Source organism: Gammaproteobacteria bacterium (genome assembly GCA_029862005.1).
GTDB lineage: Bacteria > Pseudomonadota > Gammaproteobacteria.
In genome coordinates this window covers 214,371-226,980 of sequence record JAOTYD010000001.1, presented here as the reverse complement: position 1 = coordinate 226,980, position 12,610 = coordinate 214,371, and the positions used below count along the sequence as shown (strand labels likewise).

The following is a 12,610-nucleotide window of genomic DNA, read 5'->3' as shown; positions in this document are numbered from 1 at the left end:
AATGAGCAAAGCTGCAGTTCTGGACGCGAGTCGTCCCGATTTTGACCAGGTCATCCAGGATATCGTCGACTACGTGTTCGAATACGATGTCACCCGCTCGGAAGAAGCGATGCAAACCGCACGCTACGACTGGATGGACAGCATGGGTTGTGCATTGCTGGCATTGAAGTACCCGGCCTGCACCAAGTTACTGGGACCGATTGTTCCGGGTGCCGACATGCCGGGACACGGTGCGCGCGTTCCCGGCACCGCCTACGAGCTCGACCCGATTCGCGCTGCATGGAACATCGGCGCCATGGTGCGCTGGCTGGATTACAACGACACCTGGCTGGCGGCAGAGTGGGGCCACCCGTCGGATAATCTCGGGGCCATCCTGGCGCTGGCCGATTACCTGTCACGCAAGCGCATCAGTGAAGGCGAAGCACCATTATCGATGCGCGACGTCATGATCGCGATGATCAAGGCACACGAAATCCAGGGCGTGATCGCGCTGGAGAACTCGTTTAACCGTGTCGGCCTGTGTCACGTTATGCTGGTACGCATCGCCTCGGCCGCGGTCAGTGCACAGATGCTCGGCTGCAGTCGTGACGAGTGCCTGAACGCGGTATCGCATGCCTGGCTGGATGGATCCTCGCTGCGGACCTACCGTCACGCGCCCAACACCGGCTCGCGCAAATCCTGGGCCGCTGGCGATGCATCGTCGCGCGGGCTGTTTCTCGCGTTCACCGCGCTGCGTGGTGAAATGGGTTATCCATCCGCGATTACGGCGCCTACCTGGGGATTCCAAGATGTGTCTTTTGGTAAAAAACCGCTCGAGTTCAGCCAGGGTTATGGCAGCTACACGATGGAAAATATCCTTTTCAAGATATCCTTCCCCGCAGAATTCCATGCCCAAACTGCCGTCGAAGCCGCGGTGAAACTGCACCCGGAAGTCGTCAACCGTCTCGACGACATTGACCGTATCGTCATTAAAACCCAGGAGTCGGGTGATCGCATCATCAATAAAACGGGGCCGCTGGATAATCCCGCGGACCGCGATCACTGCATTCAGTACATGGTCGCGATAGGCCTGCTGAAAGGTGACCTGCAGGCGGAACATTACGAAGACGACGTTGCCAGTGATCCGCGGGTCGATGCCCTGCGCGAAAAAATGGAAGTCAGCGAGGAAGAACGTTTTACGCGCGAATACCTCGAACCGGATAAGCGTGCCATCGGGAATTCGTTACAGGTTTTCTATAACGATGGCAGTGAGAGCGACGAGATCGTGGTCGACTACCCGGTTGGCCATCGCCGCCGTCGCGACGAGGGAATCCCCTTGCTGAAGGCCAAGTTCGAACGTTACCTGCGGGGCCACATCAGTGCCAGGAAAGCGGACCAGATACTCGCCATTTGCGCCGATCACCAAGTTTTCGAAAGCACCAGCGTGACGCGGATGATGGAGTTACTGCAGCACTAAATCAATGGGGCCAGAGTCAGTACTCTGCCCCTGCTTGCCGATAAACCGGTTGATCGTAAGTACCAGAATTTCCGGTTCGAACGGCTTCGAGATATAGTAGTTCATACCTGCATCCAGGCTTTTACTGCTGTCTCCCTCGAATGCATGGGCGGTTATGGCGATGATCGGGATCGATTCGAACTGCCCACCCAGGGCCCGAATATTTCGCGTTGCCTCGTAGCCGTCCATAACCGGCATTTGAATATCCATCAGGATCAGGTCGTATTGCTGCTGCTGAACCTGCTCGATCGCATCGGCGCCGTTGTTCGCAACGTCAACTTCGAGCCCGGTGCCGTCGAGCATTTCCAGTGTAATCATTTTGCTGATGTCATCGTCTTCGACCAGTAAAATCCGGTGACCCGTCAGTAGGCCGTTATTTTCACCGGCAGTTGCAAACTGCTCAGAAACGCGCTCCGCACTGAACGCGAGTTTATAGACAACGTCGAGCAAGGTTGCGTATAAACGCGAATGCGACAGGGGCTTGTGCAGCCTGACATCGGCACTGCCACCTTCGTTTTGCCGGTTCAGGGGAACCAGGTGCACAAAGCGGGTGTCTCGCCATTCACTGTTATTGCGCAGACGCTCGATCAAATCATTGACCCCCTGTTCAGATTCGGACTGATCGATAATTAACAGGTCACAGGGATCCAGTTTCGGCAAGTCCCGCCGCCGATCGGCGTCGAATTCCATTTTCTGGATTCTGCTGATATTCCAGTACTTCAGCATCTTCCCTATCGAGTCACGCTGCGATTTTAACGGGCTTAAAATGGCAACGCTCATTTCCTGTAAGGAACGTGGCGGTTTCCAGTCATAGGTAGCACTCAGTCCAGCATCAATCGCCATTTCAAAGTAAAAGCGACTTCCCACTCCGGGACTACTTTCGATTTGCAGCAAGCTGCCCATGGCTTTTATCAGGCGGCGACTACTTTTCAAACCAAGCCCTGGCCAGTCGACCTGCGGGCCAAAATTCCCGTCCTTTTGACAGGGTCGCAGCAATATTTCCCGCTGCTCGGCATCGATCCCGATACCCGTATCCTTGACGCCAATCTCGATCCGATCATCTTTTTTGACAGCATAGATCGTGATGTTACCTGTTTCGGTATACCTGATGGCGTTACTGAGCAAATTGTTTAATACCTGGCGCAAGCGTATGGCATCACCTTTTGTTCGATACGGGATATCGGGGTCAATGTCACACACCAGCTCGAGTCCCTTGTTTATGGCCTCGGGCGCGAGAATACTGGTAACGTCTTCAATCACTTCCGCGAGAACGAGTTTTTCAGCCTCGATCGACAGAAAAGCCGTGTCCATGCGCGACTGGGAAAGGGAATCGTTGATTATTTCCAGCAGCATGTCGGCTGAATTGGCGGCCATGTCGACATATCGCTGTTGGTTGCGGTCAAGCTCGGTTCGTTTCAAAAGGTGCATCACGCCGACGATACCACTCAGCGGCGTGCGAACCTCGTGGCTGATAGTGACCTTGAACTTTTCCCGTGAGAGATCCGACTGCTGCAGGGATTGCCGGGACTCCTTGAGGGCGCTCTGCTGCTTGAGGTAATAAAACAGCCCGATCGAAGCGAATAATCCCAGCGCTACGAATATCGCCAGGCGTTGAGCGCCAGTTAATTCAACACGGTCGGCACTGGACCAGATCAGTCCGAAGACGAGAAAAGCTAAAAAACATGCACCAGTGGTTACTATTCTTGTTGAATTGGGCATCTCTATAGCAAAACGCGACTACTCGAATAAGTCAAGAATATTCTCAAGATCTTTTTTGCCGGACGCAATTTCGGCGACATCGAGCCCTGACAGTTCATGTGGAAACACCAGCCAGTCAGCACTTTCGTGCAAGTAATAATCCGGTTCGAATCCGACACTATTTTTGCTCGGCTTGTACCAGGGACAGGCAACCCGGATATCGCCCGGTGCATTCAGTCGGGACTGCTTCCGAATCGCCTTGACCAGAGCATCGACGCTGCGACCGGAGTCAAACACGTCATCGACGATCAACAGGCGATCATCGGCATTGGCGTTTTCAATCAGGTAGTGTAATCCGTGAACCCGGATTTTCTTGGCCTGCTTGTTAATGCCATAGTAAGACGAGGTGCGCACCGAGATATGATCGGTCTCGACATTCTTGAATTCAAAGTACTCCTGTACCGCGATACCAACCGGCGTGCCACCGCGCCAGATACCGACGATAAACTCCGGATGGAAGCCATCTTCATAAATCTGGTGCGCAAGCCGGAACGAATCCTCGAGCAGCTCCTGCGCCGTAATATATACCTTGTCCACGCCAACCCACCTGCCAGTATCGAGCTCCAATTCTGTCACAACCCCCCAGTCACCACCAGTTTCCAGTCACCGGTTAGCCTTATATAGCCATCATCTCCTACTATATAAAGCGTACACAGCATTGTTCGCAAACAGAGTTCGCTATCGGCCAGGAACGGGCGATCGGTATCAGTGCTAATATGTTATCTGGTTAAGAATAATTTTATCCTGCAGCTAACCCCTCGAAAACGGAACATTCACCGATGGCCGAAATTCGCAAAGAGGAACCGGGAGATCAAGACTCTGTTCGCAGCGTGAATATGGCCGCATTTGATAACGGCCCTGAAGCAGCACTCGTAGACAAGCTGCGTGGCTCCTGTGAAGACTATCTCGCATTTGTCGCGGTCGAAGATGGAATCGTTGTAGGTCACATACTGTTTACCCCGGTAACTGTTGATGGCTGTGGAGTCATCGGTATGGGTCTGGCGCCAATGGCAGTCTTACCGGCCTACCAGCAGAAAGGTATTGGTTCGCAGCTTGTCCACCACGGACTTGCTCACCTGCACAGTTCAGGTTGTCCGTTCGTTATCGTCCTGGGACACCCGGAGTATTACCCACGCTTTGGTTTCGAGCCCGCATCAAAGTATCGACTTTCCAGTCAGTGGGAGAGCGTTCCTGATGAGGCATTCATGGTGGTTATTTACGACAAGGGTGTCTTACCCGGGGCTGGTAGCGTGGTGCGATATCGTGACGAATTCAATGACGCAATTTAGATGGCTAACAAACGCATGCTGTCGAACAAAGAACCCGCGCTTAGTTTCCTTTATATCTCCAAAACAGACACTGAAACAAGGATGCCGAGCCTCGATCCTCGGCCAGAAGCAGACACCTGCACGAGGGAGAACCCCCCATCCTGGGAAAATCTGCAAGCGATTTTGTAGGCAATTGATGCCGCATCCGATCTGGGCATCGCCTGTCTTCTGAAGGAGGGGACACTATCGAGAGCTAAGATTGCTGCAAGCCCGGTCCCTGTAGTTGGCTGAGAGGTCGTCGATATTCTGGGCTGGCCTGCCGGAGATTTTGGGTTAAAATTGCAATCCCCGGTTTGGGGACCAACAACCTGAGGAGGACCAACCATGAAATTTCTTTCCATGTTGACCGTTACGCTAGTCGCCTGCCTGTCGTTTTCGGGTGCGATGGCGGAAGTCCGCAGTGCGGCCGTTGCCTACAAGGACGGCGGTGACAACCTGACCGGCTACCTGTATTGGAACGATGCGGTCGAGGGCAAACGTCCCGGCGTGCTGGTCGTTCACGAATGGTGGGGGCTCAACGACTATGCCAAGAGACGTGCGGAACAGCTCGCTGAACTGGGCTATGTGGCCTTCGCGGTGGACATGTACGGCGGCGACAAGGTCACCAGCCATCCCGCACAAGCCGGGGAGTGGATGAAAGCAACGGTTTCTAACCTGGACGGCTGGCGCCGCCGCGCCCAAAAGGGCCTCGAGAAGCTAAGCTCGCTGGCGATCACGGACGACAGCCGCCTGGCGGCGATCGGCTACTGCTTCGGTGGCGCCACGGTGATGCAGCTCGCCTATACCGGAGCCGATCTCGATGCTGTGGTCAGTTTCCACGGGTCGCTGCCCCTGCCGAACGGCAGTGAAGCGCAGAGCTTCAAGGGGCGGGTGCTGATCGAGCACGGCAATGCCGATGCCTTTGTCCCAGCTGAGCGCGTCGAAGCCTTCACGGCGGCGATGAACGATGCTGGCGTGGATCTCGTCTTCCACGGCCACGACGGCGCGCGCCACGGCTTCACCAATCCCGACGCGGGCAGTTTCGGCATCGATAACCTCAAGTACGACGAGGCCGCCGACGTGGCTTCGTGGCGCTCGATGCTGCAGACCTTCAACGTGGTGTTCTGATCCTTTTGAATTGCCGTCGGTTACAGACCCTCAGTAGCGAAAATCGAGTGTCTGCTGTGACACCCGCAAAGTATGGGAAAAATTACTAGATATTTGGCGGGGCAGGCTACCCAGTTTACCTGCTAATTAGCAAAATTTTCCATTGAATTTTTGGTGCCGGAGAGAGGATTCGAACCTCCGACCCACGCATTACGAATGCGTTGCTCTACCATCTGAGCTACCCCGGCAATAATGCAAGCGTACAAGAGGATAAACCATGACATCTAGAATTACGGGCGCCCATTTCGGGTCGTAAATTGCCGCTGATTACCTGGATTCCAAGGTTCTGCTTTCTCGTAAGCACACCCTCACAAAGCCCAGACGAGAGGCAATCTTCGGCCAATCAGGGACTTTCGCAAGAATTAATTATTCCCTTCGGGAGGGCTTGATTTCCAATCCCTACAAAGACTAGTAGTCGAATGGCGATGTATTCGTTCTTCTACTACAATTTCCTAATCGGCAAGTCGAGCCATACACCGAAATCTGTTTTTTTAAAAAGCCCGACTCTTTTACCACCAACGATCTCGGCGTTACAGGAAATAATTATTCCTTCCGGTCTCACTTTTTCAATTCGCTTCCTGAATAATCTTGCACCCTTACTCGAAAGGTAACCGACAGTCCTACCATCTATCACAACCCTAATCGCCTCTTTGTCGTGCGGATTAGTGTTTTCATAATGCAATTTTGCTATCAACTCTCTATCGCCACCATTTTTCGAGTAGCGTTCAGATAGAACTTTAAGATGCCTTTGGTACTGCGATTCTTCGATCACTTCCAACTCGTAATGCCCGTCACTTTCTATAAAAACATCTTCAGTTTCAGGAAAAAATTCGCTAGTCACCTCCAACAGAGCACCCTATTACCTGGGTAACGACTGATTAGCCCAAGGCGCTACATACAGTTCGTAGTATCGTCTCGATAACTTCCTTGCCAAAGACATTTGTTCCGCCGACAAATGTGGTTCAATTTTCTTTAGCTTTAATAGCGCTCTTCGAGAGTGTTGCGCCGCTGATACCTTGCACCACGCATAAGCCTCGATATAATTTCTTGCTACGCCAGCACCACGCGCATACATAGTGCCCAGTCGATGCTGTGCCTTGCGGTAACCATGTTTAGCTGAGTGCAAGTACCATTTAAACGCTGACCTGTGGTCACGCGCCCAATCATTCTTCTCAAACATTTCACCTAGTTCAAATTGCGTGATGCAGCTTCGGTCTTCTGCATGTAGAGCCATGATCACATCCTCCATTTTCAGATTTATTTTCAGACGTAAAACTAATTCGGGCCGGCGTGTAACTTCATTACAGAAATAACATTTGTTCCAATTTGGAAATATCTTGGGTCTGTGTTCGAGTGTTTAAATATCGCTACTTGTTATCGATGAAGCCCCAGTTTTGGTTGTTCTGTGGGCAAATGCGAATTATAAAATTCTAATGATGAGTGGCATGGCAATCCCCCAAGAATTTGTTCTATATTGTCCATCTTCCAAATTTGGGCATACCCAAATCAAATATATCAAACTGATCCCGTATAACGCATCGCCCATATAAGGTAAATCTAAAAACTATTTATTGTGATTGTAGGAATCACTTCACCCGGTACGCTTATTGCTGCAATTGCTTATCTAGTTCTCTTTTTTGGGTATTCGCGGCATCCAGAATGACCTGGTTAACTTCGCGGGCTTTATCGCGCGGATCAATTAGATTTGTCTCAGCCTGACTCTCAGGATTGGTGCTCAAACTACTTGAGTACCCCTTAAATATCAAAGTGGCGACAATCAGAATCGAGGCCAACATAAGTACCATACGCATACTACCTAGTATAGTCTGAAAACGGACACTCGATCGTAATCAAAAAACTTCAACTAACGGCCAAAAACGGAACCCTAGCGATTAAATGATATTATGTTTAGCGAGGTTAAAAATCTTTTATCTCTGTTTCGTAACGAGAGCTGTAGACACATCCTATCAAATTAAAAGGAGAACCAATCCGATGTTTATCGTACTACTAAAGTTTTCTGACAATAAAGGTCAAGCTGGTGAATTTATGGAGGGCCACAACGAATGGATAAAACGCGGGTTTGATGATGGCGTGTTTTTGTTAGTCGGTAGTCTTCAGCCTGGACTAGGTGGAGGGATAGTGGCTCATAATACATCGTTGAAAGATCTTGAAACTAGAGTAAATGATGATCCGTTTGTGGCTCACAGGGTAGTAAGTACTGAAATTCTTGAGATCACGCCAGCAAAATCTGATGAACGGCTACGATTTCTGGTTGATTAGGTAACATCCTTCTCTCTCCAAAGGAGACGCTCAACAAACCCAGGCGGGAGGCAATCTTCGGCCAGAAGCAATGGGATGGACGCCTCCTCACTCTACCGGCATCGATGTGCCAAACTGATAGTGTCTTTAACAGTTAACGAGAAGAAGGAGTCCATCCCATTGCTTTTACAACTTCTATTAGGTCCTTACAGATGTCTGCGAAGGCTATGCTGTCCGCTAATACCACCCAATATTGTTGGTATATATGTTGTTACTATCCGTATTCTAGAATCAAATAAATCACTAAAATCAGCAGCTTATTTGTTAAATTCGATTCCGCCCCTGATCATAGTTACCTTTCTACGTCGACAGGGAACCAATGTGGTGGTCAGGGGAGCAGGAGCTGTTCGGGTTCGGGGATGTGAAAGTCGATGCAGTTGTTACCGGGGCCACTGCGGTCGACGCAGATAAAGCGCATGGCTGCATAAGGAGTCAGCAACACATGATGCCAGGTGCCGCGTCGATAGTTGATACCCTGGCGTCCGTTGGTGACGAAAGCTTCAAGCTTGCCTAGGTCCGGTTCACTTGCGGCCGCCGTGACGACCACGATGAAAGGACTGGCATCGAGCGGCAGAAAAGCCTGGCTTCCGAGTGGATGATACTCGAGATGATCGACCTTGCGCGGCATATCATATTTCCGACTCTCCACCAGGCTGATGGTCGCGCGTGCCTGGTCACCGCTGAGTTCGACATCGGCCAACGCATGATAACGGTCAGCCATACCTGCGTTGATGGGGTAGGATTCGTGCCCTTCGAATTCGACAACGTCGCCGAAAGGTGAAAATTCGGCACTCGTCAGGGGCTTAATCGTGAGCGCTTCAGGCATCGATTCTACCGAGAATCCTGACCCGGCTGAGGCCGCCGTCCGGGAATATATTAATGCGGATATGGCTGACCGGTCCAATCGCCTGCAGCTCGTCGGCAAACTCGTGCACCTTGTCCATTTCCAGTTTCTGTGGTGGCAATAGCTCTTGCCAGGTCTGGCTCTGAGTAATGATAGAAATGGCGGTATCCGTACCCACCATCGCCGCCTGGATCGAGCAACGATCGGGGTAATTGCCCTTGAAAAAAGCGGTATCGATGATGACCTGTTCCACGCTGCCGGGATGCCCGAGCTCTATAATACACCAGTCGTTGCCCGGTTCGCGCCGACGTCGGGTTTCCCAGCCATCGCCCATGTTGGCTCCCTTACCCGGATTCAACAGGTTTTCGACGGCGCCGAAATGGGCATCGTTACAGGCGATTGCGCGCGCACCGAGCTCGACCGCGGCAAGGTTATGGATGGCTGATTTATCGAGTAGTGCCGGGTCGCTGATGACCCTGCCGTGCACCCGCAGCCTCGCAATGCCGCCATCGGGATAGATATTAATGCGTACGTGTGTAAAGCACTCGCTATTCGTTATTTCGAAATAATGGTGGCTGTCGCCGTTCAGGCTGGTTGACGGTATCAGCGTGATCCATTCACTGGTTTCATCCGGGGCCGTTTCGCTGAAACAGGCATCGAGTGACGCCGCCGGCGGATAGTTACCGGTAAAATGCGTGGTGTCGATATCGATACCCTTGATTTCGCCGGCAAGTCCAAGCTTGACCACGGCATAGTCATAGCCACCGTCACGGCGGCGGCGGGATTCCCAGCCATCCATCCACTTGCCGTTATCGTCAAACTTGCCTTCGATGAATACCGGTGCCTCCGGGCTCAGCATGCGACTGCAGTCGGCGAAAAAGTCATCGCTGCAGGAAACAACCTCGGCACCCAGTCGCGGTTGCGCCAGGTTGATCCACTGGCTGATATATTCAGGTGTTTTTTCAGTCATCTTGATTACCTTTAAAGGCGGCCTTTCGCAGTAACTGCTCGGCCTTTGCATTATGTTGTGAAACCAGGGATTGCAGATCAAGACCGGTGATTTTGCCCTGCTCGAGCACCACCCTGCCATTGATCACCACCAGCCAGGCCGGTACCGGTGCACAAGTCAGTAAACCCGCCACCGGGTCACCACCCGCTCCGGCGTGCTGGATACCATCGACACGGTATGCCACGAGATCGGCCGCCTTGCCCGGTTCGAGGCTGCCGATATCGTCACGCCCGAGCACCGCCGCACCGCCCCGGGTTGCAAGTTCGAGGGCCTCGCGCGCCGAGAAACGGTCGGCACTGGATTCGAAACCGGGCCAGCCGACGCGCTGTAACAGCATCGCCTGGCGCGCTTCGCCAAGCAGCTGGTTGGAATCGTTACTCGCCGAACCATCGACGCCGATACCGACGCGCACGCCGGCATCACAAAGGTCACGCACCGGCGCGATACCCGAAGCCAGGATCATGTTACTGCTCGGACAATGGCAAACACCGCTCGCGGTCGCGGCCAGTAACTCGATCTCGGCCCGGTTCGGATGCACCATGTGGGCAAACCAGACATCGTCACCGGTCCAGCCGAGACTCTGCATGTATTCCAGCGGGCGCAAGCCGAGCTGTTGCTCGCAAAACCGGTTCTCATCGATGGTTTCTGCGAGATGCGTATGCAGATTGACGCCCGCATGCCGGCGCGCCAAATCAGCGGTTTTACGCAACAGTTCCGGGGTAACGCTGAACGGCGAACAGGGCGCAAGCCCGATACGCAGCATCGAACAGGGTGCGGGATCGTGAAATTCGCGGATAACACGCTCGCAATCGGCGAGTATATCCGCTTCGTCTTCACAAACGTTATCCGGTGGCAGACCGCCCTGGCTTTGACCCAGGCTCATACTGCCGCGGGTGGGGTGAAAGCGAACCCCGAGTTCGCGCGCGGCGCGAATCTCGTCGTCGAGCCTGGCATCATTGGGGAACAGGTACAGGTGGTCCGCTACCGTGGTCGCCCCCGATAACATCAATTCGGCGAGGCCCAGTTTCGCGCTGAGGTAAACTGCCTCGGCATCCATCTCCCCCCAGATCGGGTACAGGGTCTGCAGCCAGTCAAACAGTGATTTACCGGCCGCCGTTCCAATACCGCGGGTGAGGGTCTGGTAGAGGTGATGATGACAATTCACCAGTCCCGGCACGAGTATGCAACCACTGGCATCGATATACTGTTGCGGCTGCAATCCCTTTGACTCGAGCTCCCGCCTGACTTCCCCGGACGATCCGAGCATATCGACAATCCTGTCACGAATGACTATGGCCCCGTTTTTTATTTCACGGCGTTCATCGTCCATGGTAACCAGGACCTTCGCATTGTCGATCAATACCACGGACATTACCCGGCCTTCGAGTACCGGCGCTGTCCCAGGACATGGGTCGCCTGGATGCAACGATCGTCACCCAGCATCATCAAAGCAAACAGGCGCTCTTCCAGCGACAGCGCGGACTCCATGCGTTTTTGCATCAGCTCGGTCGCCCGCAGATCGATGACGACGAAATCCGCCTCCTTGCCGGCATTGAAATTACCAATCCTGTGATCAAGATAAAGCGATTCAGCGCCACCCAACGTCACCAGGTAAAAAGCCTTTAGCGGTGTCAGATCCTGGCCCGACAGCTGGCAGACCTTGTAGGCTTCATTGAGGGTCTGCAACATGCTGAAGCTGGTGCCAGCGCCGACATCGGTCGCGACCCCGACGCGAATATCGTGTTCACAGGCCGCATCGAGACTGAACAAACCACTACCGAGAAACAGGTTGGAAGTGGGGCAAAAGGCAATCGCCGCACCGCTGCTCCCCATGCGTTGACGGTCCGCTTCATCCAGGTGTATGCAGTGCGCAAAAACCGAGCGCGGACCCAACAATCCGAAACTGTCGTAAACGTCCAGGTAACTGCGGCTTTGCGGAAACAGTTCGCTAACCCAGCGGACCTCGTCTCGATTTTCAGCGACATGCGATTGCAGGTACAGGTCGGGATGTTCACCCAGCAACTGTCCGCAAAGCGCCAGTTGTTCCGGGCTGGAACAGGGGGCAAAGCGAGGCGTAACGGCATAGTATGCGCGCCCGTTCAGGTGCCAGCGTTTTATCAGCTCAGAACACTGCCGGTAGCTTTCCTCGGCATTATCACAGAGATTGTCAGGGGCATTGCGATCCATCATCACCTTGCCCGCGATCAGGCACAGGTCCAGGGATTGTGCCGCCTCGAATATCGCATCGACCGATTCGCTGTGAACGGTAGCGAATACCGCGCTCGTGGTGGTGCCGTTGCGCAGTATTTCTTTGCAGAAGAATCCGGCAATCTTATCGGCATATTCGCGATCAGAGAACTTGGTTTCGGTCGGAAAAGTGTACTGCTCGAGCCAGTCAAGTAACTGCAGACCTTGACTTGCAATCATTTCGGTTTGCGGATAGTGGGTATGGGTATCGATAAATCCCGGCATGACAAGCAGGCCGCTATAGTCGTAAAAGTTCGAGCCGTCGGGCAAATAATCGATCCATTCGGCCGCCTCGACCAGCATCTGCACCCGTCCCTGCTTCAGGATCAGCAGGCCGTCATCGAGGTATTCGAAGGCATCACCTGACTTGTCCGGATCGGATATGAAATGCAGAAAACTAGCACGGATAGCGGTATCGCAGGAGTCATTGTCGAGGGCGGAGGGTACCACAGTCATATTCTCCT

At 53.2% G+C, this 12,610-nt stretch carries 11 protein-coding genes and 1 tRNA gene; 4 read left to right on the top strand and 8 right to left on the bottom strand.

The annotated features are described in order from the left end of the window. The first annotated feature begins 1 nt into the window (after position 1). Complete coding sequence (locus OES20_01105) at positions 2-1,456, top strand: bifunctional 2-methylcitrate dehydratase/aconitate hydratase (protein ID MDH3633278.1); 1,455 nt, start codon at positions 2-4, stop codon at positions 1,454-1,456. On the opposite strand, the gene OES20_01100 is transcribed toward OES20_01105, so the two are convergent. Next, positions 1,442-3,214, bottom strand: a complete 1,773-nt coding sequence (locus tag OES20_01100) for a response regulator (protein ID MDH3633277.1) — start codon at positions 3,212-3,214, stop codon at positions 1,442-1,444. The genes OES20_01105 and OES20_01100 overlap by 15 nt on opposite strands. Before the next feature lie 18 nt (positions 3,215-3,232). Further along, positions 3,233-3,790 (bottom strand): phosphoribosyltransferase family protein, encoded by a 558-nt coding sequence (locus OES20_01095; GenBank protein ID MDH3633276.1) that lies wholly within the window; start codon positions 3,788-3,790, stop codon positions 3,233-3,235. 242 nt (positions 3,791-4,032) lie between these two features. On the opposite strand from OES20_01095, the gene OES20_01090 reads away from it, so the two are divergent. Then, a complete protein-coding gene (locus tag OES20_01090; protein MDH3633275.1) occupies positions 4,033-4,542 on the top strand; it encodes an N-acetyltransferase in 510 nt (169 codons plus the stop codon). 363 nt (positions 4,543-4,905) lie between these two features. Beyond that, positions 4,906-5,688, top strand: coding sequence for a dienelactone hydrolase family protein (locus tag OES20_01085; GenBank protein ID MDH3633274.1), 783 nt, complete (start codon positions 4,906-4,908; stop codon positions 5,686-5,688). Positions 5,689-5,839: 151 nt separating this feature from the next. On the opposite strand, the gene OES20_01080 is transcribed toward OES20_01085, so the two are convergent. Further along, positions 5,840-5,915, bottom strand: a tRNA-Thr gene (locus tag OES20_01080). 254 nt (positions 5,916-6,169) lie between these two features. Beyond that, positions 6,170-6,574 carry an HIRAN domain-containing protein gene (locus tag OES20_01075; GenBank protein MDH3633273.1) on the bottom strand — a complete coding sequence of 135 codons (405 nt, stop codon included), beginning with the start codon at positions 6,572-6,574 and terminating at the stop codon, positions 6,170-6,172. 1,145 nt (positions 6,575-7,719) lie between these two features. On the opposite strand from OES20_01075, the gene OES20_01070 reads away from it, so the two are divergent. Beyond that, positions 7,720-8,007: a hypothetical protein gene (locus OES20_01070; protein ID MDH3633272.1), complete on the top strand. Its 288-nt coding sequence runs from the start codon at positions 7,720-7,722 to the stop codon at positions 8,005-8,007. A 367-nt stretch (positions 8,008-8,374) separates the two neighbouring features. Here OES20_01070 and OES20_01065 read toward each other — a convergent pair whose 3' ends face one another. The 4 genes from OES20_01065 to guaD are packed head-to-tail and all read right to left on the bottom strand — an operon-like array spanning position 8,375 to position 12,602. Then, positions 8,375-8,872 (bottom strand): ureidoglycolate lyase, encoded by a 498-nt coding sequence (locus tag OES20_01065; GenBank protein MDH3633271.1) that lies wholly within the window; start codon positions 8,870-8,872, stop codon positions 8,375-8,377. Then, positions 8,865-9,860: an allantoicase gene (gene alc, locus OES20_01060; protein MDH3633270.1), complete on the bottom strand. Its 996-nt coding sequence runs from the start codon at positions 9,858-9,860 to the stop codon at positions 8,865-8,867. The genes OES20_01065 and alc overlap by 8 nt, the downstream gene beginning before the upstream one ends. Beyond that, positions 9,853-11,271: an 8-oxoguanine deaminase gene (locus OES20_01055; protein ID MDH3633269.1), complete on the bottom strand. Its 1,419-nt coding sequence runs from the start codon at positions 11,269-11,271 to the stop codon at positions 9,853-9,855. Before OES20_01055 ends, alc begins: the two co-directional genes overlap by 8 nt. Continuing rightward, the gene (gene guaD, locus OES20_01050) at positions 11,271-12,602 is read right to left on the bottom strand and encodes a guanine deaminase (GenBank protein ID MDH3633268.1); all 1,332 of its coding nucleotides are present in this window, start codon (positions 12,600-12,602) and stop codon (positions 11,271-11,273) included. Before guaD ends, OES20_01055 begins: the two co-directional genes overlap by 1 nt. Between the last annotated feature and the right edge of the window lie 8 nt (positions 12,603-12,610).

What these genes read in the sequence shown, in the direction of transcription:
- OES20_01105 (MDH3633278.1), top strand. Translation starts at nt 2, where the DNA reads ATGAGCAAAGCTGCAGTTCTGGACGCGAGTCGTCCCGATTTTGACCAG.
- OES20_01100 (MDH3633277.1), bottom strand. Translation starts at nt 3,214, where the DNA reads ATGCCCAATTCAACAAGAATAGTAACCACTGGTGCATGTTTTTTAGCT.
- OES20_01090 (MDH3633275.1), top strand. Translation starts at nt 4,033, where the DNA reads ATGGCCGAAATTCGCAAAGAGGAACCGGGAGATCAAGACTCTGTTCGC.
- OES20_01085 (MDH3633274.1), top strand. Translation starts at nt 4,906, where the DNA reads ATGAAATTTCTTTCCATGTTGACCGTTACGCTAGTCGCCTGCCTGTCG.
- OES20_01070 (MDH3633272.1), top strand. Translation starts at nt 7,720, where the DNA reads ATGTTTATCGTACTACTAAAGTTTTCTGACAATAAAGGTCAAGCTGGT.
- OES20_01065 (MDH3633271.1), bottom strand. Translation starts at nt 8,872, where the DNA reads ATGCCTGAAGCGCTCACGATTAAGCCCCTGACGAGTGCCGAATTTTCA.
- alc (MDH3633270.1), bottom strand. Translation starts at nt 9,860, where the DNA reads ATGACTGAAAAAACACCTGAATATATCAGCCAGTGGATCAACCTGGCG.
- OES20_01055 (MDH3633269.1), bottom strand. Translation starts at nt 11,271, where the DNA reads ATGTCCGTGGTATTGATCGACAATGCGAAGGTCCTGGTTACCATGGAC.
- guaD (MDH3633268.1), bottom strand. Translation starts at nt 12,602, where the DNA reads ATGACTGTGGTACCCTCCGCCCTCGACAATGACTCCTGCGATACCGCT.